We start from the raw sequence: 21,912 nt of genomic DNA on the forward strand, positions 1-21,912 counted from the left end.
TAACAAATGAACGTTACGCGGTAATTACAACAAGTATTTTGCCAGTTATAGCGGTTGCAGATGGCGAAGGTACCGTTCACAATCTTTTTTAATGGTTTGTGCGAGGGGAGTGAATGAAAATCCCGACAAAGCTTTTAATATTTTGCTGTTATCGAAATAAGTAATGCTTTGGGCAACCCGGGCGCTTTCGCGCGTCAGCAATGGTTTTTTACCCGACACCATTGACTTTAGTTTTTCCATTCGCCAGGCAATGCTGCCCAAAAAAGCCGTTGCTTCTTTGTGTGGCCTTTTTTTGCCAAAACTATCGGCTATGGTATTGAATAATTGTTGAAACGACCAGTTATCGCCGTTAATAATGAAGCGCTCATTCGAGATGCCGCTTTCCATAAGCAACACAGTGGCCCGGGCCACATCTTCTACACCTACAAAGCCGTTGATGCCTTTAGTAAACCAGGGAAATTCGTTGTACACGCTTTTAAAAATGGCGCAGCTCGATGTGCTCCAGTCGCCATAACCCAATACAGTACTCGGGTTTACGATCACCACATTCAATCCTTCGGCAGCGCCGCGCCAAACTTCCAATTCAGCGTGGTATTTACTAATGGCATAGGAGGTGTGCATTTTGCCTTCCTGCCATTTTTTTTCTTCAGAAACACTTTCACCCTTAACCGTACGGCCAATGGCGGCAACCGAACTGATATGTACAAATCGCTGAATGTTTTTTTCCAGCGCAATATTTACCACATTGGCAGTGCCTTCGATATTAAGTTTATACAGTTGTGACTTTTCATTCGGTGCGAAGGAAACTTTTGCGGCTGCATGAATAACCGCATCTATTCCTTCCATGGCATCTTCGAGCGATACCACATCGAGGATGTCGCCCTGTACCCATTCAACTTTATTTTGAATGGCTGCCGGTATAAAAAATGGAGCTGATTTACTGTGACGAATTGCGCGCACATGGTAACCTTTCTCCACCAGTTCTTTAATGATGTAAGCGCCGATAAATCCCGTGCCGCCTGTAACTAATATTTTGGTTAACAAGTTTGAGTATTAACAGGCTGCGAAGATAGTGTTTGTTTCTGGTTTGTGGTTTGAGGTTTGTGGTTGGTACCGCGCTTTGGAAAATCATTATTACATTCCCGCATCGTAAAATTGAAACAAGATGAAAATCGCACAGCATGATTCACCCAAAGAACCACAAACTACAAACCTCAAACTATAAACTGCTGTTTCGGCGCTAAAGACGCCGGCTTTTAAGCACCGTGTTATATCAATACTGATAGTAACCCTTGCCTGTTTTCCGGCCGAGCTGGCCTTTTTCGACTTTTTCTTTTTGAATGGAAGAGGGTTGCAGCCGTTCGGGTTGGCCAAGCGCTTCATAAACCTGGCAGCTAACGGCGTAATTTATGTCATTGCCAATAAGGTCCATCAATCGAAAGGGGCCCATTTTGAAACCCGATGCTTCGAGCAGGTTGTCGATGGTTTCAAAATCGCTGATGCCCTGTTCAACCAGCTTTAATGCTTCGAGGTAATAGGGGCGGGCAACATGGTTAACAATAAAACCCGGCGCATCTTTACATAAAACAGGTGTTTTTTGCATTTGCCGGGCGGTATGCATAATGGTGTTGATAGTTTGCTCATTGCTGTACGGCGTGGCAACCACTTCTACCAGCTTCATGATGGTAGCGGGATTAAAGAAGTGCATGCCTGCTACGCGTTCGGGATGTATAACCTTTTCGGCAATTTCGGTAACTGATAACGACGAGGTGTTGGTAGCAAATACTACTTCGCTGTGATTTACTTCGGCAAGTTGATTTAATAAGCCGGCCTTTACTTCGGGTTTTTCAACAATGGCTTCTATAACCAGATCGGCCAAACAGTCGTTAATATCCGAAACGTATTGAATGTGACTGAAAATGAAAAGGCTTTGATCGGCAGTAATTTTATTTTTCTGCACCAGCGTTTGCAGGTTGCTTTCTATACCCGCCTTTGCTTTTTGCAGCATATCGGTGCTGAGATCATATAGCAATACATGAAAGCCGTGTTGTGCTGCCGCCTGGGCAATACCGCTGCCCATGGTGCCGGCGCCGCATATGCAAATAGTTTGAACCATATGGTCAATGGTGAATGGTCAATGGTGAATTGGTTGCTGTGGTTTTTAGCTGTTGAATGATTTTCAGAACTGACCTTTGTTCTGGCAACCACAAACAACAAACCACAAACAACAAACTACTACGTAGCGCTTGTGAACTGCCTTAGGAACCGCACATCATTTTCACTGAACAGCCTGATGTCGTTGATACCGTATTTTAACAGGGCCGGGCGTTCGATACCCATGCCAAAGGCAAAACCGGTGTATTTTTCGGGATCGATGTTACAATTTTCGAGCACTTTCGGGTGCACCATACCGCAACCTAAAATTTCGAGCCAGCCTGTGCGTTTGCAAACGGCGCAACCTGAACCGCCGCATAACTGGCAGCTGATATCCATTTCGGCACTGGGTTCGGTAAACGGAAAGTAAGATGGGCGGAACCGCACTTTTACATCTTTGCCATACATTTCCTGCACAAAGAAATACAGGGTTTGTTTCAGATCGGCGAAGGAAACATTTTCATCGATATATAATCCTTCTATCTGGTGAAAGAAGCAATGGCTGCGGGCGCTGATGGTTTCGTTGCGGTATACACGACCGGGGCAAACAATGCGAATGGGCAATTGTCCTTTTTCCATGGCCCTGATCTGCGTATTGCTGGTATGCGTGCGCAACAACCAGTCGGGGTTTTGCTGAATGTAAAAAGTATCCTGCATATCCCTGGCCGGATGGTGCTCGGGCAGGTTCAGAGCGGTAAAGTTGTGCCAGTCGTCTTCAATTTCGGGGCCTTCGGCAACTGAAAAACCAAGCCGGCTGAATATGCTGATCACATGATTTAAAAACAGATTGATGGGGTGGCGGGTGCCCAGTGGCTGCAGATCGCCGGGAAGGGTTACATCGATAGCGGCAGCGGCTGAAGTGCCTGAGCCCTCCAGTTGCTGTTTCCAGTTTTCGTATTTGTTTTCGGCCAGTTGTTTGAACTCGTTTAAAATTAGTCCGAATTCTTTCTTTTTATCGGCCGGAACGTTCTTCATTTCGGTAAAAAGGTTCTTAACAATTCCTTTCGTTCCGAGAAATTTAATACGAAATGCCTCAAGTGAATCGGCTCCGTTAGTAGGCTGATTTTCAATCTCTTGTTTATATACTGCTATCTGTTGTAACAATTGGTCCATATGGCAAAGATAGGGATTGGAAAAACAAGGTTTGCTATGCCGGATCGGTTCCTATTTCCTCAATAGTTTTTTCAGCTCTTCAATAGACAATTGTGGTTGCCGTTTGTGCAGCATGGCATGGCAGTTAGGACAAACGGGCCGCAAGTCGGCAACAGGATCTATTTTATATTCTTTACCAATCGTAGCTATTGATTTTAAATGATGAACATGAATAAACCTATGCCCGATATTGCCATAAAATTTTTCGAAGTTGAAGTCGCATACAATGCAGGTATAACCATAATGTTTTAAGCATTTACTTCTTGCTTCGGCGTTTCTTTCATACCGGGTTAGCATAATCTGGTTGGCAGTTCCTTCGGTATACAATCCGGCATCTCTTATTTCAGCTGGCGCCGGTTCGTAAAGTATTCCTTGTTTTTCTAAAAACTGCGACCATTTTTTTTCGAGCGCAGAAACCAATTCAGGTTTTATGGTGATGCCCGAGGCCTGTGGTGTCCACGTGCCTTGTTTTGCCAGGTTACCGGTTTGAAGCACCTCAATGGGAAGTATCGGATCTTTATCGGGATTGAATAAAATATCAAATTCAATCTTTGTATACAGCCCTCCCCATCTTTTGATCAGTGCAGGTTTTGATATTGCACGCCCTGATGCAATTATGCCTTTGGGTTTTGATGCGAGTTTTATTAAAAATATCCTGTCGCCAATGGATATTGATTTTGTATTGCCGCATTTCCAGTTTACTTCAACTTTACCGGTGGTTTCAATTTCATTAATGGCTTCATCAATATCCCATGGCCATGTTATGGGGTTCCAGATAAAAATCCAGGCCTTGCGTGATGATGCCGGGGCATCTTTATATTGCTCAACCGTAACCTTGTTATCTGTATTGTATTTCATTGTTTCCCATATGGTTAATAATAAATGTAAATAAAATTCGGGTATGCTGTGCCTTGTTTACTGCGCCTGATTCAATTATCTTGCATCCCATGTCGGATACATTACATATCGGTGATTTTCTGCAACCCGTTAACCGGTTTATGATATCGGAAGATGAAGGGTATAAAGACGGACAGATCGGCAAAAAGATCGTATTGTATGAAGATGAGGAACTGCCCGACGTGAAGGATGCCGACATTGTACTTGTAGGTTGCAACGAAATACGGGGCAGCTGGCAGTTGTATGCCGGTCAGAGTGCCCCCGATGCCATACGGCGGCAGTTTTATTCATTGTATCAATGGCACAGCGATATCAATATTGTTGATTTAGGCAATATAGCCGTTGGCGCCGGTTTGAACGATACCTATGCCGCTTTGCGAACTGTGCTGGGCGAACTAACCGAAATTGGTAAAAGGGTAGTGGTGCTAGGTGGATCGCACGATCTTACGCTGGCACAGTATCATACCTATACAAGCCACAAAAAAATTATTGAGGCCACCTGTGTCGATGCACTGATCGACCTGAGCATGGAATCGCTGAACCGGTCAGAGAATTTTTTAATGGAAATGCTTACCGGTGAACCGAACTATATAAAGCATTATAACCACATCGCCTTTCAGAGCTATTATGTGCATCCGCATATGCTCGAAACGATGGATAAACTGCGTTTTGATTGTTTCAGGGTAGGGATGGTAAAAGAGAATCTCGAAGAAATGGAACCGGTGATTCGCAATTCGCAACTGTTCAGTTTTGATATTGCGGCCATTGCCAATGCATTTGCCCCAAGTAATCAAATTACTCCTAACGGACTAACAGGCGAAGAGGCTTGTGCATTGATGCGTTTTGCCGGATTGAGCCCGGTTGTTAATACCATTGGCATTTATGGATATGTGCCCGAACGCGACCGTGACGACCTAACGGCTAAGCAAATAAGCCATATGCTTTGGTACCTGATCGATGGGCACAGCCGTGGCCGGCGCGAAGCGAAGCTTGAAGAAAAAGATGCCTTTAATGAGTTTCATATAGCATTTGCCGAAATAGAAGCTGTTTTTTTACAAAGCAAAAAAACCGGCCGCTGGTGGATGCAGTTACCCGATAAAAAATATATTGCCTGCTCGTACAAAGATTATCTGCTGGCCAGCAGCAACGAAATTCCGGAGCGGTGGTTACGGGCGCAGGAACGGGAATAAGCAATATCGAATATTGAATTATGAATGTTGAATTTGAAATATGGAATTTTGAAGTTGCGAAATCCTATAATGATGAATATAAACAAGTACAAGACGGCGAAGCATACGTTTTGGTTTTTTTTACTTCGACATTCTACATTTAACATTCGATATTCAATATTTTTTCTGCTGCTTTCCTGTTCAACCCAGCACCAGTTTTCGAAAACAGCAAAAACAACCTTATTACAGGATGAAGGTTTGCAGCATGCGCATATAGGCATCAGTTTGTACGATGCATCGCGCGGCAAATACCTGTATAATTATAACGGCAGTAAATATTTTGTGCCGGCTTCGAACACCAAATTGTTTTCGTGTTATGCGGCTATGAAATACCTGGGCGATAGTTTACCCGGTATAAAGTATTGGGAAGATGACACGGCCGTATACCTGGTGCCAACCGGTGACCCTACCTTGCTGCACAGCGATTTCAAACAAAATCCCGTTATCAGCTTTCTGCAAAAAACAAAAAAGAGCATTTATATGACCGATGCCAACTGGAAAGATGAACCTCTTGGCAATGGCTGGGCCTGGAACGACTTCAATGATAATTACATGGCCGAACGCAATGCTTTGCCGGTATATGGCAATATGGTGCACTGGGTTCAGGAAATAAATGAAGAAAATACCTCCAGTACCGAGGGCGTGCCCGATCAGGCATCTATTTATTCGATCCCTGAAATAAACTGGAAAGTGCGTTTTGCCGGTGTTACGCGTAAAGCATTTTTTGTGAAACGGAACCGCGACGACAATTTTTTTTTAATAACACAGGGAACCGAAAAGAAAAAGGAGCAGGATGTGCCTTTTGTTACCCATGGTATTCAATCGGCCCTTGAACTGCTGCCCGATACTATTTTAAAGGGAATTGGGTATCGTACTGAACTACAAACTACAAACCCCGTCCTACCGGGTCATCCGGGCGGGCACCAACTACAAACTATAAACTCGCAGCCAACCGACTCGCTTTTACAACTAATGATGTACCGCAGCGATAATTTTTATGCCGAACAATCGCTGTTGATGGTTAGCAATGTAAAGCTGGGCGAAATGAACGACGCAAAGATCATCGATACATTGTTGAAAACTAATTTAAACGATCTGCCCCAGGCTCCCCGCTGGGTCGACGGGAGTGGGCTGAGCCGGTATAATTTGTTTACGCCCAACGACTTTGTTGTGGTGTTGGATAAAATGCGGCACGAGTTTGGCATGAAACGGATGCAAATAATTTTGCCAACGGGTGGAAGGGGAACATTGGGTGACTTGTATAAACAGGATAGTAATTATATATTTGCTAAAACCGGTACCCTGTCGGGCGTGGTAGCATTAAGCGGGTATTTATATACCAAAAAAAATAAGCTGCTGATTTTTTCGGTTCTGATTAATAACCATACAGGCAGCGCAGTAGCTATCCGCCGAAAACTGTCAGCATTTCTGACCGGCATCAGGAACCGGTATTAACACATAGATTAACAATTTTTTAAAATTTTCTCTTTACTCCCCAACCGTATTGTATTTATACCCCGTATTATTATCAGCAACTGGCAATTAGCCGTTAAACTAAAGAGAAAATAAGTATTCAAAGCAAATGTCAGGTTTAACAGTTACCTGTTTTGAACGAGTATGAGATAGCAATAATATGTTGTTGTGCCCGTTCAGAAGCTATACCGGCGCGAATGCATAGCAACCGCACAGGAAGTTATCGCGTACGTAAAAGGGGTTTCAAAACACCAAAATAACAGGCTTGATTGTCCACCAATGCTACGGATATTGAACTCATAAACGGTTGTATAAATAACAACCGCCGGGCCCAGGAACACTTGTACAAGAAGTTTTACGGGCCCATGGCATCCATATGCCTGCGATACACCCGAAATCATGAAGATGCGATTGAGGTATTACACAATGGCTTTTTAAAAGTATTCAAAAACATTCATACGTATGATGTGGGCAGGGCATCTTTGTATACCTGGATACGAACCATTATCATAAACTCGGCTATTGATTTTGTACGACAGCGCGGAAAATTTCATACGCACATTGAACTGGAGAAAGTTGAGGAGCCGGCCATTGACGCAGATGCGATACAACGAATGTCTTCCCATGAAGTTTTACTACTTGTACAGAAGTTATCACCCGCAACACAAACGGTGTTTAACCTGTATGTAGTTGAAGGATACAATCACCGCGAAATTGCTAACCTATTAGGCATTAGCGAAGGAACCAGTAAATGGCACCTGAGCGAAGCCCGTAAACAATTGCAAAAATTATTACAAACATTGCAAGTGTAAATGAGATGAACCAAAAGCATCCATACGAAAAACACTTAGCGGAAAAACTGGTTCAGCTTCCGCCACCCGGTGACCCGGACCAAAACTGGCAGCAGATGAAATCGCTGCTCGATAAAAACATGCCACGGGGTGGAGGCAGCGGACCCGGTGGGTCATACCGCTGGTGGATTACCGGTACAGTAATAGTGGCTGTACTGGTTGGTACGTGGTTTGGTGGTAAGCAGCTGCTTACCAGCGAACAACGCAATGAGGCTGTTGCCGGAAAAATCAAAACCGTTAACAACAAAACGGCTCCTGCCGTTGCATTGACCGATAAAAAATCTGAGCAACCGGCCATGCCGCCGGCTGTTGAAAAAAATGAAGGCGCCCGGCCGGCAACACCTGCCGATCCCAAAGGTGCTTCCTATGCTTCTGTAACTGAACCGCAGGGCAATGGTAACGGTACGGCTGATGCTCCTGCTGCCGATGCCGCCCGGCAAAATGAAACGGTAGTAAAAAACAAACCGGATGTAAAAAATAATGCAGTAACTAATAATCAGCCTGCTGCTAATAAACCTGCTGCTGCCGGTAATCAATCAGTTGCATCTAACAATGAAGTGCTTGAAAAAGCCGAACATGCCCGAAGTAGTGGTAATAATAACGTGAGCAATGCGCCATTGCTTGCAGCTACGGATAACAACAACAACCCGGTAGTGCCCGCAAAAACAGCCAACAGAAACAAAAACAACAGGGATCGAAAAAACATCTACTCTTTTAATAAAAAAAACAGGAACAAAACGCGGCCTTCTGATTCAAAAATAAATAACACCAACGCGCCTGATAACATTACCAGTAACGATGTTGCCAATAATGATGTAGCACGAACAAATAGTGCAAAGGCTAAGAAAGGGAAACCCAACAAGCTCGTAAAAAAAGCAATACCTGCTACCAATAACGAGTTTAAAGACGAAGAGGAAAATAACCGATATGTGTATACGCCTTCTATATCATTGCCATCACAACCTACTTCGGGTGCGGGTTTAAAGGAATCGCGTGTTTTGATAAACGTAGATTATACCGGAGCCGCAGTGGTTGCCCCATCGGGCGTATTGCAAAGAGATTTTACGTATTACACGCAGGCCGATCTGTTTCCCGACATGGCCGTACGAAATAAAAATTCGCACAGCAAATCATCGCGTTTATCAGATGCAAGTGAAGATAAGAGGTTTGCATTTGGCCTTTCGTTGCCGCTGGCATTTCCGGTGGGCGATCAGCAGGCCCTGGGCTATAACAGGCAGGCGGGCGTTAACACTGTTTCGGATTACATTCCGTCGCCGCATTTTCAATATCATTTTAATAACAAAACATATCTGCAAACCGGATTACAGTTTGCATCGCCGCAGTTTATTCGCCCGTTTTTATTGTATGAAAATCAGCAGAGCATGCGGCAGGGGCCAAATACCTACGATCTGATTACATCCATATCGGCCCGTAAGCTGTATTATTTTAATGTACCGGTTTCGGTTTATCATAGTCCGCTCAGGAATTTTTACATGGGTGCCGGCCTGCAGTTCTCATCATTATTAAGTGGTGTTGCGTATTATGAAAAGGTCGAACGCAAGTATCCTCAGTTCGGTCCGCCACAGGATTATGTGATTAAAAATTACTTTACCAAGTTTCAAAACGATTCATTGTCGCACCGGTTAAACAGTAATGAAGTGAGGTTGCTTATTGATATGAATTATTACTTTAACCGCTTTACTGTAGGGTTGCAGTATAACCAGGCGTTTAATAATTATGTTAGTTTTCAGGTTACGCCTAACTCGCCCTATACATTCGATAAAAACAAGAGTCTACAGTTTTATCTGCGATATAATATATGGGAAGATAAAAAAAGAAAGCAGCCGAAAAATGCTTCGCTGTTAACGCTTAAATAGCTGTTCGAGATAATCTTTTTTAAATTCAATGTAAGTGGGGTTTCCTGCTGCCGTTACATTCGGCTGTGTACATTTAAACAGCTCGGCAGTTAATGTGCGCATTTCTTCGATGGTGAGCGAAGTGCCTGCTTTAATTGCCTGCTGCCAGGCCAGTGAGCGAATGAGTTTTTCGCGACGCGAAAACTTCAGGTCGCTGCTGAAATGCTTGAACTGTTCCAGCAAACTTTCTATGGCCAGTTTTTCATTGCCCTGCGAAACATCGGCGGGCGTTCCCTGAATAACAAAGGCATTGGCGCCAAATGGTTCAATCAAATATCCCAGCTGGTTTAAATCGGCCATCAGTTCCTGCAGCAATACGGCGTCGGAAGCCGATAGCTGAAGCGTGGCAGGAAATAAACTGCGTTGTGTGGGAATTGACCGTCCCTGGGCAGTAGCTGCATAGCGTTCGTATAAAATACGTTCGTGCGCCAGTTGCTGGTGAATAAGAATAAAGCCACGGGTAGTGGGTGCTACGATGTAAGTATTGTGGAGTTGGGATAGTGTGGAATATTCTTCTGTGTTTAGCGATAGGTGTCGGGTAGCGGGTTGGTTATAACCGGTTGCCAATGGGGTGCCATCCGATGGCTCCTGTTTCTTTAATTGATCTAATAACGATTCAAACTTTTCTTCTTTTTGTCCGCCCTCATTCCCGCTGGTTGGCGAGGTGTTAGCCCATTGCCCATTGCTGTTTGCTGATTGACCATTGCTCCCGCCTTGCGGAACTTTTTGGCCACCTGGTTCAAAAAAATCTTTCCAGTGCCTTAGTTCACTTTTATCGGTTGGCTGAATAAAATGGGCCTGGTTCTTTTGGCTGAAATTTTTATAAAGCGATGACGAACGGGCGGCTTCCTGTTTGTCTTCGGTAAAAGGTTTATTAACCGCATCCAGTTGCTGAATGCCGGGGTCAAGGTCAAACTCAAGTGTGGGGGTTACGCTGAACTGGGCCAATGCATGTTTTACCGCTGCCTGTACAAAAGCGTATACGATTTTTTCGTCTTCAAACTTGATCTCCTGCTTGGTAGGATGCACATTGATATCCACCTGTGCAGGGTCAAGATCAATAAACAGCACGTATAGCGGAAAACTGTCGGCCGGTATCATTTCCTGAAAAGCGCTCATCACCGCATGATTGAGGTAAGCGCTGCGAATGAACCGGTTGTTTACAAAAAAGTACTGGTCGCCCCGGGTTTTTTTGGCTGTATCGGGCTTGCCAACAAAGCCATAGATATTCAGGTAATCGGTTTTTTCCTGTACGGTAACCAGCCGGGCATTATAATGCTGGCCCAGTACCTGTACAATTCGTTGTTTCAGACTACCTTTTTCGAGATGGAATATTTGTGTTCCGCTGCCATTGAGCGAAAAGAAAACATTAGGAAATGACAAAGCCACGCGAATGAACTCATCAACAATATGCCGCATTTCGGCCGCATTGCTTTTTAAAAAATTGCGGCGGGCGGGCACGTTAAAGAACAAGTTCTTCATGGCAATGCTGGTGCCATTGGCGGCTGCCACGGGTTCCTGCTTTTTCACTACACTGTTCTCTATTTCGATGCAGGTACCGGTTTCATCTTCGGCCCTTTTGGTTTTCAGCTCAACCTGTGCCACGGCGGCTATTGAAGCCAGCGCTTCGCCCCTGAAACCCATGGTGCGAATGTGAAAAAGGTCGTCGATATTACGGATCTTGGAAGTGGCATGCCGTTCAAAGCTCATGCGGGCATCCGTTTCGCTCATTCCTTTGCCATTGTCGATTACCTGCACCAACGCTTTGCCGGCATCCTGAATGATCAGCCGTATTTCAGTGGCGCCGGCATCAACAGCATTTTCCAGCAACTCTTTAACGGCGCTGGCAGGTCGCTGAATCACTTCGCCGGCGGCGATCTGATTGGCAATGTTATCGGGCAGTAATTGAATGATATCGGCCAAAGGTTGCTCCTGATTTTGAATCGGCAAATGTAGTAATATTTGATTGCATAATACTGCGTTCAGATATCGGCACTAAACCCAACCTGTGTATATAAACTGGCAAGGGGTTTGCAAAATGATTACCGGTATCGGATTTAATATACAATAAATTCTTTGTTTGAACCATATCACCGGCACAAAAACGCACCCGATATTAGAACAATTTTAATGGTGCAAACACCTTATAAACAGTACATTTGATGTTCATTTCTGCGACAAAAAATCACAATATATTCATGTGCAAAATCTTTAAAACAACATGTTTTGTTGTATTGGTTAACCTGATTAGTGGCCATGTAGCAGCACAGCGTTCCGGTAACCCGGCGGCAGACCGTTGGGTCGACAGTGTATTTAAAACCTTATCAAAAAATCAGAAGATAGCGCAATTGATGGTGGTAAGGTTATCGTCGATAGGGCCCGACCGTACCATTATTTTCTACGATAAACAGGTTGAAGAAGCCATTCTTAAATACAATATCGGTGGCATTTGTTTGTTCCAGGGCGGGCCAATAAAACAGGCCACTATACTGAACCACCTGCAACAAATTGCTCCCACGCCATTACTGGTAACCATTGATGCCGAAAACGGCGTAGGTATGCGTATGGATAGTGTGCTGCCGCTGCCCCGCCAGATGATGATGGGCGCTGTGCAGGACCAGTCGCTCATTTACGAATACGGTCGCGTAGTGGGTGAACAATGTAAACGAATAGGCATTCAGGTGAACTATGCGCCGGTAGTTGATATAAACAACAATCCCAATAACCCGGTTATTAACGACCGTTCTTTTGGTGAAGACAAATACAAAGTGGCCGATTATGGCATTGCCTATATGAGAGGCATGCAGGATGTTGGGGTGATGGGATGCGCCAAACATTTTCCCGGTCATGGCGATGTAGATGTTGATTCGCACCTCGATCTGCCGGTTATCAATAAGAGTAAATCGCAGCTCGACTCGCTTGAGCTGTATCCCTTCAGCCGCATCTTTAAAGCGGGTGTTGGCAGCGTAATGGTGGCGCATTTATCGGTTCCGGCAATTGATAATTCCGAACATACGCCCACTTCAATTTCGTATAACAACGTAACAGGACTGCTTCGCAAAGAGCTCAATTATAACGGCCTTACTTTTACCGATGCGCTTGAAATGAAAGGCGTGGCAAAATATTTCCCCGATGGCGAAGCATCGCGCCAGGCGTTGATTGCCGGTAACGATATGCTGTGCTTACCGGGCGATATAAAAGGCAGCATTAAAAAAATAAGAAAAGCTATTCGCAGAAGAAAGCTTCACTGGGACGATATAAATGAGCACGTGCGAAAAGTGTTATATGCCAAATACGAGTACGGTTTGGCCAACTGGAAACCGGTAGATACTACCAACCTGTTAGCCGACCTGAACAAAGATGTGCCGAAGATGCGCCGGAAAATAGCCGAAAATGCGCTTACCCTGTTACGTAACGATGACCCGGCCATATTTCCGCTTGTCAGCGGCCGGCGGATTGCTTATGTAGGGGTAGGATTAACCGAAGACAATGCTTTTGCGCAACACGTACGTAAAGACTACAATGCGCAGGTATATTATTTCGATTATAAAAAAGACAGCAGCAGCGTAGCGCCCCTGTTACAACAGCTGAAAGACAGTTTTGATGTGGTGATCCTTGGCGTGCACAAATTCAATCGTTATCCGGCCAATAACTTCGGCATCAGCAATGCCGCTCAGCAGCTGATACAGGGCGTACAGCAGCAACAAAAAACCATTACCCTGGTATTTGGTAATCCGTATGCTGTTAAAAATATGTGTAATGCCCCGGTGCTGATTGCCGCTTATGAAGATGATGACATTACCCAGGCTACTGCAGGCGATTTGTTGCATGGCCGGTTTATGGCCAAAGGAAAATTACCGGTAACCGTTTGCCCTTCTTATAAATACGGATATGGTGTTGTGGCCAGTCGTTTATTGCCGTCGGTACAAGCCGATCTGCTGGGACTCAGTTCAGGTAAAATGAGCAAGGCTATTGACTCTATCGTAAATGATGCCATAGCAAAACATGCCATACCAGGCGCTGTGGTGTTGGTGGCAAAGGATGGTAAAATCGCTTACGAAAAAGCTTTCGGTTATTTCACCTACGACAGCACCGAATCGGTATATCCCGAAACCATATACGACCTTGCTTCGGTAACCAAAATAATGGCCACAACCTTATCGGTAATGAAATTATATGATGAGGGCAAACTGGATATTCAAAAAACACTGGGCGATTATTTGCCCTGGACTAAAAAAAGCAACAAAGCCCAGTTGAAGTTGTGGGATGTGTTATTACATCAGGCGGGCTTAAAGGCTTTCATTCCTTTTAATCGCGAAACACTCGATGCGCGCGATAATCAACCCCTGCCTGCTTTTTACAGGAATACGCCCGATTCGGTTTTTTCAGTTCGCGTAGCCGCTAATTTGTACATGCGTAAAGATTGGGAAGATACCATGTATAAACGCATTTTGCAAAGCGATTTAGGTCCGCAGGGCAAGTATGTGTACAGCGACAATGATTATATTTTTCTGGGAAAAATTGTGGAAGCCATCTCCCATATGCCGCTCGACAAATACGTTAAGAAAACCTTTTACGATAAACTGAACCTTACTTCAACGGGTTTTAAACCGGCAGAACGGTTTCCGCTGGATTATATAGCGCCTACCGAAAAAGAAAAAGGCTTTCGTGGTCAGTTGCTGCATGGCGACGTACATGATCCGGGAGCTGCCATGTTTGGCGGTGTAGCGGGGCATGCAGGATTATTCAGCAATGCCTATGAAATGGCTGTGCTGGCGCAAATGATGCTGAATGGCGGTGTATTAAACGGACAAAACTTTTTCAGCCGCGCAACCATGGATTACTTTAACGAGTACCACAGCGACAGCAGCCGCCGGGGTCTGGGGTTTGATAAACCCGAGCGAGATAATGCCACCCGTACCGAACCTTATCCCTGCGCCTACGCATCGCCCCAAACATTCGGACATACCGGTTTTACCGGCACCTGTTTTTGGGTTGATCCCAAATACAACCTGATATATGTGTTTTTGTCGAACCGGGTAAATAGCCCCGACCCCAATAAGTTTCTGCGAATGAGTGTGCGACCGAAGGTGCATGATGCTATTTATCAGTCGCTGATGTCGAAATATTAAGTTGTAAGTTTTAAGTAATAAGAAATAAACAGAAGTCCCGCCAGCCGGCGGGACTTTCCTTTTTCTGCAAACATCGTTGTGTTGCAACGAATTTATTTCATGATGGCAAGTTCAATCCTGAGCCATAGCTGATATGGCAATAACTACTATTAATTTAAGCATATATCGGCATAATGTAACCGATTGCAAGATATATATTTAAGCGTAAAGCGTTATAATCAGGGAGCCGTACCTTTAATACTTTTAAATTAAGATTATGGCAGAAGCAAAACTACCCGAAGTATGGCAGCGCGGCCAGTTGCCGGGCATACCGGCGTTGTTACAACCGGTAGCGCATGCCCTGTTGCAGGCTCAGGAAGAAATACATGAGATGATGAAAGGCTTTCCCGAATCAAAATTATGGGAACGGCCGGCGGGCGTGGCTTCGCCAGGTTTTCATTTGCAACATATTACCGGTGTGCTCAACAGATTGTTTACCTATGCTGCCGTACAGCAGTTGTCGGATCAGCAATTACAGTATTTGAAAGTCGAAGGCGTGCCTTCAGAAAATATACGGGTAGCATCGTTGCTTCAGGCACTCGATGCTCAAATGGATGCTTCAGTTGAAACCTTAAAAAATATAAATCCTGCCACCTTAACCGAGGCAAGAGGTGTTGGCCGCAAACAAATTCCTTCTACTATAATGGGATTATTATTTCATGCGGCTGAGCATACCATGCGGCATACCGGGCAGTTGCTGGTTACGGTACGAGTAATACAAAATAAAATATCGAATAATGAATTATAAATGTCGAATATCGAAATTGTATTTACTTCTACATTCGATATTCGACATTTGATATTCGATATTTATTGAACAGTTTTCACTCCGGGGTATTTACTGGCAACAACCAGCTCGTATTCATCGCGGCGTTTTAATTTTTTAATCAGTTCGTGCAGCTCACAGCTGTCATCGGCATCGTCATACACCTGGTCGTGGGCGAGTACGACAAGGTTTTCGGGAATTCTTGTTCTGTTGTGCGCGAACAGGCTGTCGATTTCATCTATTAATACTTCTGACCGGTTTTTCAGGGAGAATGTTTTGTGGTCGTAATGCCACTCAAGATCCCAGCCAATGATGGTAAACCCGGCCTGTTGTAATGAGTCGGCTGCAGCAGCGCTTTTTTTAAGATCGGTATACGACAGGGTATCAACGCGCCAGATATTTCGTCCCGGCGTTCGTGCAATACTGTTACTAAGCTGAAGGCTGTCGTGGCAGCGTCTGAAATCGCTTACTACCGAATCGGGTTGTTTGTAATACCGTTCATAATGGTTGTGCGCATGCGTGTAACTGTGATTGCACAATTCAATGGAGTCGGTTACTTTAAGACTGTCCCAGGTAGCATGTTGCGAAGTGCTGGCAAATACATGTTCTCCTACAATAAAGAAAGTAACAGGTACCTGTTCTTCCTGAACAATGTGTAATACTTTTCGGGTGCCTTTGTTGGGGCCGTCGTCGAAAGTGAGGTAGATCTTCTTCTTTTTCTTTTTTGGTGTTGTTGCCCCGACCACTTTATTCGATGGGTCGTTGGGCGCTTTGTTGTAATGATAAGTGATTTTACCCTCGCGGGCTGATTTGGTTGTTGAAATTAATACCAGTAAGAGCATAATGGGGCGATAAAAGAAGGCGGCGGTATTATGATCGCCCTCTTCAGCATTTGTTTCCATAATTGTTTGAAGGGATTTTGTTGTATGAAATTATAATGAGAAAATAGTATTGTAAAATTCACTTTGGTTAAAGATTGTATAAAAACAACGAGTGGTTAGTGGCGAGTGGTGAGTGGGTCTGAAGTCGGAAGTCTGAGGTCGGAAGTCAGAAGAACCCCCGGAGATGACCATTGTTCACAGTATTCAGATATAGTAAAAAGTTAATTTATTGAACGATTGGCAGTGGGTATTGCTTTCCGATAAATTGAAATAAACGCTGAAGTGCAAGAAAATCAAAGCAATAGGCCATTGGGGTAAAAGCCATCAAAAAGTAAAAACAGCAAATGAAGAACAATAATGTCCTAAATCTGTCTTAACTTATGCTAATTTTGCAAATTAACTAAGAACAACAGTAATGATTCGTAAAGAACAGGTCCTGCACGATGTAGTGATCAAATTTGCCGGCGACTCAGGTGACGGCATGCAATTAACCGGAACCCAGTTTACCAACAATACCGCATTGCTGGGGATAGACCTTGCCACTTTTCCTGATTTCCCTGCCGAAATACGGGCGCCCCAGGGTACCCTGCCGGGTGTGAGCGGTTACCAGTTACGGTTTTCGAGCGACCGGGTTTTTACTCCGGGCGATGAGTGCGATGTGCTGGTGGCCATGAATGCTGCGGCATTAAAGGCGAACCTGAAAAGCCTGAAGAAAGGCGGAAAGATCATTGCCAATACCGATGGCTTTGATTCAAAGAACCTGCGGCTGGCTAATTATGCCGATGGCGTTCATCCGTTGGAAGACGGCAGTTTGGGTAATTACGAGGTGATAAAAATGGATGTTACCAAAATGACGCGGGAAGCCCTGAAAGACATTACGATGGGCACAAAAGAAAAAGACCGCGCCAAGAACATGTTCGTGCTGGGCTTTTTGTACTGGATGTACAACCGCAACATGGAAAACACCATTCAGTTCCTGAAAGATAAGTTTGGTAAAAAGCCCGAGATACTCGAAAGTAACGTGCGTGCCCTGCAGGCCGGTTATAATTTTGGCGATACCACTGAAACATTTACTACTACCTATAAAGTTGAAAGGGCTCAAATGGAAGCCGGCGTTTACCGCTCCATCATGGGTAACCAGGCTGTGGCTTATGGTTTAATAGCCGCTTCGCAAAAAAGTGGCCTGCCGCTGTTTCTGGGCTCTTACCCCATCACCCCGGCCTCGGATATTTTACATGAACTGAGCCGTCACAAAGGCTTTGGTGTAAAAACTTTTCAGGCCGAAGATGAAATTGCCGGTATTACTTCGGCCATTGGTGCTGCCTATGGCGGCGCCCTGGGCGTTACTACAACCTCGGGCCCTGGTATGGCATTAAAAGCCGAAGCCATGGGACTGGCGGTAATGCTTGAAATTCCTTTACTGATATGCGATGTTCAACGGGGCGGCCCCTCAACCGGGTTGCCTACCAAAACCGAGCAAAGTGATTTATTGCAGGCGTATTACGGACGTAATGGCGAATGCCCCATGCCTATTGTTTCGGCCTCTACACCAAGCGATTGTTTTGGCGCTGTATACGAAGCGGTACGCATTGCGGTTCAGCATATGACACCGGTTATCTTTTTAAGCGATGGTTATATTGCCAACGGCGCCGAGCCCTGGCGTTTTCCGAAAAGCGATGAACTGCCGGCTATTGAAGTAAAATTCAAAACCGATCTGGGACATGGTGAAGATAAATTTCAACCTTATTTGCGCGATGAAAAACTGGTGCGTCCCTGGGCCATACCCGGTGTACCTGGTCTTGAACACCGCATTGGTGGTTTGGAAAAACAGAATATAACCGGTAATGTTAGTTATGAACCGGAGAACCACCAGCTGATGGTAAAAATCAGACAGGAAAAGGTTGATAAGATAGCTGATTATATTCCTGAACAAACTTTGGATAGCGGTCCTGCCACCGGAAAGATACTGGTACTGGGTTGGGGTAGTACCTATGGCGCCATTAAAAGCGCCGTAGCTGAGTTACAGCAACAGGGCTATGCAGTTAGCCATGCCCATTTACGTTATGTGCGTCCCTTCCCTAAAAACCTGGGAACCCTACTGAAGAGTTTTGATCAGGTATTGATCCCTGAAATCAATAACGGTCAACTGATAAAAATTATCCGCGACCAGTATTTTATAGATGCAAAAGGGTATAACAAAATCATGGGTATACCCATTACCAAAACCGAACTGGTAATGAAGCTGCATGAAATGCTGGGGAGTGTAAATTAATATTTCGCGCTAAGGCGCAAAAAAATCCCGTTCATATTCAGGTGAACGGGATTTTTGTTTATAACAGCGATTGCATTATTCTTTCTTCATCTTTACTTTGCCATCCTCTGATTTGACCTTTATTTTTTCATTCTTCATCTTTTCTTCCCTTCCTTCATTTTTATACTTATCATCTCCATCCTTGATCTTCATTTCGCCTTCATCCATTTGTAATTTCTGATCACCTGACTTTAATTTGATTTCCTCATCACTAACTTTTAGTTTGCTGTCATCGAGCTTGTAAGTGCCATCTGGTGTTTTAACGATATAATTGTTTACAACATACCGGCCTCTTCCATAAATGGTATCACCGGTTAATACGTTAATATATAAATCTACCGGTTCGCTGGTGTTGGCTGAATAGGTTCTTTTCTTTTTTGAATCATAATACAGGTCGGCTGGCTGATTGGTTTTTAAATCAACATATCGTGCCGTTGATGTTTGATTACCGGTATTACCATTATCAGTAACCGGTTCTTTGATTGCCATGGAATCGGAGGCAATGTTCTGTTGCTTATTTGATTCCTGGCAGGAAGCGATTATTACTGCACTTCCTGTAATAGCTAAAAATTTCCTGATTGTGTTCATATAGGTTTATGAGATCTTAAGCAATTATTATGCGCAGGCCTGCTATAACGTGGTATATGCGAAAATGTGTAGAAAAAAGGCAACAGATAATGCGATTATCATAACTTCAACCCATACAATTCCATCGCAGATTCTTTTCCTTTAAGATCAACCAGGCCCAGATTAACTGTTTGCCAGTTCTTTAAATTGGTTTGACTGGCAAAGTCTTTTGATATAATTACTTTTTGGTTCAGCTCGCTGGTAGCTGAGCGTAACCGTGCGGCTGTGTTCATGATGTCGCCGCTCATGGCCAGATCTTTTTTTATAACCCCAATTTCGCCAATGGTAATTTCACCTGTATGAATGCCGGCCCTGAAATCGGGTATAACGCCATATTGCCTTTTAAAATAGTTTTTATTGCGCTGTATTATTCTTTTGCAATCCAGCAGCGCCTGCAGGCATTTGCGGTTGGCATTTTGCTTTTTAACGATCCACGATACTACTACTTCATCGCCCACATATTGATATATCTGGCCGTCGTTCTCGAGCAGGGCAACCGAAATAAAGTATATGAAATCGCGTATAAAGCTGAAATATTTTTTATGGCCCAGTTGTTCGGCTATGGTGGTTGAGTCAACAAGATCAATAAACATTACCGTTCTTTTTTCGTTTTTGGGAGTGAGGTACCGGCCAAGCAGTATATCGAAGAAAACACCCGGTGAGTATTTTTCATTTACTTCAATAAGCAATATGGTAATTAAAAAAGTAATGAGCCATCTGACCATTTGACTAAAGAACAGGGAGGATTGAAAATTCCTATAATATGAACGGCCTAATTCGGTTGTGATCGGTTCTTTTTCGATGAGCCAGATGTAGGTGAAGTGCAGAATAAAATTCAGTAAATAAGCAGCTGCTACCAGTATGATACTTCTTATAAGCAGGCTTAGCAAAAGCGGCAGGTTACGCACCATGTGCTTCAACTGGTAGGTCAGCAACCATGCCATAGCCAGGCATATTAGAAATATCAACCCCGACCGCAACAATAATACCATCGACGAATGCATGTCGAACGGATGGGGCGCCAGATTAATGTGGTCGCGATAAAATTTAAAAAGATAAACACTGGTGTCAATGATTGTCCATATAAGGGCTATGGCCAGTACCTGTTTTAGGCGGTATTTGCTAATAACACCAAATCTGATTACTATGCGACTGAACAGTTTCATAACTTTTTTTTCCGGTACTGTACACAAACATGCGCAAGTATCTTTTTAATGCAGTATTCCCTAACTGTATGGCGAAACAGACGGCGAATTAATTACCGGTTGTTGCGGTGTATGCAGCATAATAGCTACGATAAATGCAATAACCGATATAAATAAGCCTATCATAAAAACAGTGTATGCGAGGCGTATCAACTTGTATTTACGGGCAAGCACAACTCCTAACTGATGTATATCCATTATTAAAGAACTGTACAAATAATCAGGGTCGCGCATCATGGTATTCATGGCCCACTGGTATTCGGTTACCCTGGATTTGTAAAAGTTACCAAAAAATAACAAATTAGTGTTTTTATTTAGAATGTCTTCCCGGCTAAAATTGCCCTGCGAAACTTTGGGCCTTGTTGCCAGTATGGCTATGATTATGGTTGCAAGGGAAGATGCCAGAAATATAAAAGTTGGAATGGTTAAATGTGTTTCCACTTCAATACGACGTATCAATACCGATAGTATCACCGATATAATAATGGCATTAACGCTTATGAGAATGCTTGCTTTACCATCGGCCATATTACTAAGCTCAACATGGTTTTCACTGGTGAGCCGAAGCATAGTTTGAATGCCTCTTGATACAAGCGAATTTTTTCGTTTGGCGCTTATTTCATCTTTTCCGTCTTCAGGCAGTAATAAGGATTCACTGATATTAAGGCCTTCGAGCTTATTCACCTTTTTAAGTAGCCGGCGTATATTTTTTTCCTTTCCTTTTTGCAGCAACTCCATGCAGTATGTGGTGTAGAACCGGTGTTTTTCGAGCAGTTCCAAACTGTTCCTTTCCCAGTCCATCACCATGGTGTTCATGTTGCGTAAGATCAGTTCTTTTTTAACCGCCTTATTGGTTTTTTTAAAGTCATCTAATCCGAAATGATAGGTATCGGCGTCGCACAGGATCATTTCCTGCAAGGTTTGTGGTGCAGTGGGGAATTTTGTGATCTTTATTAAGGAAGCCACTTTATCGATCAGTTCCCGGTCGCTGGTTTTGGTTTCGAGAAACTCTTTCATAAGGGCCACGCTTTTTTCTTCATGCTGTGGCGGCTCCGTTAGCAGGTGCCCTGTATCGTGAAACCAGGCAGCAATAATAAGTTCAGGTATTTCTTTTTCGGGCAGCTGATAGTGCGATGCAATTTCCTGCACATGCTGTACTACGCCTTGCGTATGTTCAAGATTATGAAATACAAGGTTTGCCTGATGGTGCTGTTTGAACAGATACCGCACATGGGTTTCGGTTTCAATTATAAGTTCATTATATGCTAACATAGCCACA

Annotated in this window: 16 protein-coding genes; 7 read left to right on the forward strand and 9 right to left on the reverse strand. The window is 44.0% G+C overall.

All coding sequences use genetic code 11. The annotated features are described in order from the left end of the window. Positions 1-45: 45 nt before the first annotated feature. The 4 genes from AC59IL_RS12285 to AC59IL_RS12300 all read right to left on the reverse strand — a co-directional run bounded on the left by AC59IL_RS12285 (position 46) and on the right by AC59IL_RS12300 (position 4,164). Positions 46-1,044, reverse strand: a complete 999-nt coding sequence (locus AC59IL_RS12285; RefSeq protein ID WP_496552421.1) for an SDR family NAD(P)-dependent oxidoreductase — start codon at positions 1,042-1,044, stop codon at positions 46-48. Positions 1,045-1,273: 229 nt separating this feature from the next. Beyond that, positions 1,274-2,116, reverse strand: a complete 843-nt coding sequence (locus AC59IL_RS12290; RefSeq protein ID WP_496552422.1) for a 3-hydroxyacyl-CoA dehydrogenase family protein — start codon at positions 2,114-2,116, stop codon at positions 1,274-1,276. A gap of 119 nt (positions 2,117-2,235) precedes the next feature. After that, positions 2,236-3,267, reverse strand: coding sequence for a phenylalanine--tRNA ligase subunit alpha (pheS, locus tag AC59IL_RS12295; RefSeq protein WP_496552423.1), 1,032 nt, complete (start codon positions 3,265-3,267; stop codon positions 2,236-2,238). A gap of 51 nt (positions 3,268-3,318) precedes the next feature. Then, positions 3,319-4,164, reverse strand: a complete 846-nt coding sequence (locus tag AC59IL_RS12300) for an HNH endonuclease (protein ID WP_496552424.1) — start codon at positions 4,162-4,164, stop codon at positions 3,319-3,321. An 89-nt stretch (positions 4,165-4,253) separates the two neighbouring features. Here AC59IL_RS12300 and AC59IL_RS12305 point away from each other — a divergent pair, with 89 nt between their 5' ends. From AC59IL_RS12305 to AC59IL_RS12320, 4 genes are all read left to right on the forward strand, one after another. Further along, entirely contained in the window at positions 4,254-5,393 is a 1,140-nt protein-coding gene (locus AC59IL_RS12305; protein ID WP_496552425.1) for a formimidoylglutamase, read from the forward strand. Positions 5,394-5,462: 69 nt separating this feature from the next. Beyond that, the gene (dacB, locus tag AC59IL_RS12310) at positions 5,463-6,887 is read left to right on the forward strand and encodes a D-alanyl-D-alanine carboxypeptidase/D-alanyl-D-alanine endopeptidase (RefSeq protein ID WP_496552426.1); all 1,425 of its coding nucleotides are present in this window, start codon (positions 5,463-5,465) and stop codon (positions 6,885-6,887) included. 287 nt (positions 6,888-7,174) lie between these two features. After that, the gene (locus AC59IL_RS12315; RefSeq protein ID WP_496552427.1) at positions 7,175-7,717 is read left to right on the forward strand and encodes an RNA polymerase sigma factor; all 543 of its coding nucleotides are present in this window, start codon (positions 7,175-7,177) and stop codon (positions 7,715-7,717) included. 95 nt (positions 7,718-7,812) lie between these two features. Further along, positions 7,813-9,633 carry a hypothetical protein gene (locus tag AC59IL_RS12320; protein ID WP_496552428.1) on the forward strand — a complete coding sequence of 607 codons (1,821 nt, stop codon included), beginning with the start codon at positions 7,813-7,815 and terminating at the stop codon, positions 9,631-9,633. On the opposite strand, the gene mutL is transcribed toward AC59IL_RS12320, so the two are convergent. Beyond that, positions 9,619-11,595: a DNA mismatch repair endonuclease MutL gene (gene mutL / locus AC59IL_RS12325; RefSeq protein ID WP_496552510.1), complete on the reverse strand. Its 1,977-nt coding sequence runs from the start codon at positions 11,593-11,595 to the stop codon at positions 9,619-9,621. The genes AC59IL_RS12320 and mutL overlap by 15 nt on opposite strands. A 275-nt stretch (positions 11,596-11,870) precedes the next feature. Between mutL and AC59IL_RS12330 the strand changes: the two genes are divergently transcribed. Then, positions 11,871-14,804: a serine hydrolase domain-containing protein gene (locus AC59IL_RS12330; RefSeq protein ID WP_496552429.1), complete on the forward strand. Its 2,934-nt coding sequence runs from the start codon at positions 11,871-11,873 to the stop codon at positions 14,802-14,804. Positions 14,805-15,060: 256 nt separating this feature from the next. Then, positions 15,061-15,591, forward strand: a complete 531-nt coding sequence (locus AC59IL_RS12335; RefSeq protein WP_496552430.1) for a DinB family protein — start codon at positions 15,061-15,063, stop codon at positions 15,589-15,591. Positions 15,592-15,653: 62 nt separating this feature from the next. Here AC59IL_RS12335 and AC59IL_RS12340 read toward each other — a convergent pair whose 3' ends face one another. Then, positions 15,654-16,511, reverse strand: a complete 858-nt coding sequence (locus AC59IL_RS12340; protein ID WP_496552431.1) for a polysaccharide deacetylase family protein — start codon at positions 16,509-16,511, stop codon at positions 15,654-15,656. Between the two features lie 394 nt (positions 16,512-16,905). Here AC59IL_RS12340 and AC59IL_RS12345 point away from each other — a divergent pair, with 394 nt between their 5' ends. After that, a complete protein-coding gene (locus tag AC59IL_RS12345; RefSeq protein WP_496552432.1) occupies positions 16,906-18,762 on the forward strand; it encodes a 2-oxoacid:acceptor oxidoreductase subunit alpha in 1,857 nt (618 codons plus the stop codon). 75 nt (positions 18,763-18,837) lie between these two features. Here AC59IL_RS12345 and AC59IL_RS12350 read toward each other — a convergent pair whose 3' ends face one another. From AC59IL_RS12350 to AC59IL_RS12360, 3 genes are all read right to left on the reverse strand, one after another. Next, positions 18,838-19,389 (reverse strand): hypothetical protein, encoded by a 552-nt coding sequence (locus AC59IL_RS12350; protein ID WP_496552433.1) that lies wholly within the window; start codon positions 19,387-19,389, stop codon positions 18,838-18,840. 98 nt (positions 19,390-19,487) lie between these two features. After that, entirely contained in the window at positions 19,488-20,594 is a 1,107-nt protein-coding gene (locus AC59IL_RS12355; RefSeq protein ID WP_496552434.1) for an adenylate/guanylate cyclase domain-containing protein, read from the reverse strand. A 60-nt stretch (positions 20,595-20,654) separates the two neighbouring features. Continuing rightward, complete coding sequence (locus AC59IL_RS12360) at positions 20,655-21,905, reverse strand: Pycsar system effector family protein (RefSeq protein ID WP_496552435.1); 1,251 nt, start codon at positions 21,903-21,905, stop codon at positions 20,655-20,657. Positions 21,906-21,912: the final 7 nt, after the last annotated feature.

The organism is Niastella sp. sgz303648 (assembly GCF_059587045.1).

Coding starts and splice junctions, on each gene's coding strand:
- AC59IL_RS12305 (WP_496552425.1), top strand. CDS start 4,254: ATGTCGGATACATTACATATCGGTGATTTTCTGCAACCCGTTAACCGG.
- AC59IL_RS12320 (WP_496552428.1), top strand. CDS start 7,813: ATGAAATCGCTGCTCGATAAAAACATGCCACGGGGTGGAGGCAGCGGA.
- AC59IL_RS12360 (WP_496552435.1), bottom strand. CDS start 21,905: ATGTTAGCATATAATGAACTTATAATTGAAACCGAAACCCATGTGCGG.
- AC59IL_RS12350 (WP_496552433.1), bottom strand. CDS start 19,389: ATGAACACAATCAGGAAATTTTTAGCTATTACAGGAAGTGCAGTAATA.
- AC59IL_RS12345 (WP_496552432.1), top strand. CDS start 16,906: ATGATTCGTAAAGAACAGGTCCTGCACGATGTAGTGATCAAATTTGCC.
- AC59IL_RS12330 (WP_496552429.1), top strand. CDS start 11,871: ATGTGCAAAATCTTTAAAACAACATGTTTTGTTGTATTGGTTAACCTG.
- AC59IL_RS12335 (WP_496552430.1), top strand. CDS start 15,061: ATGGCAGAAGCAAAACTACCCGAAGTATGGCAGCGCGGCCAGTTGCCG.
- pheS (WP_496552423.1), bottom strand. CDS start 3,267: ATGGACCAATTGTTACAACAGATAGCAGTATATAAACAAGAGATTGAA.
- AC59IL_RS12300 (WP_496552424.1), bottom strand. CDS start 4,164: ATGAAATACAATACAGATAACAAGGTTACGGTTGAGCAATATAAAGAT.
- dacB (WP_496552426.1), top strand. CDS start 5,463: ATGATGAATATAAACAAGTACAAGACGGCGAAGCATACGTTTTGGTTT.
- AC59IL_RS12290 (WP_496552422.1), bottom strand. CDS start 2,116: ATGGTTCAAACTATTTGCATATGCGGCGCCGGCACCATGGGCAGCGGT.
- AC59IL_RS12355 (WP_496552434.1), bottom strand. CDS start 20,594: ATGAAACTGTTCAGTCGCATAGTAATCAGATTTGGTGTTATTAGCAAA.
- AC59IL_RS12340 (WP_496552431.1), bottom strand. CDS start 16,511: ATGGAAACAAATGCTGAAGAGGGCGATCATAATACCGCCGCCTTCTTT.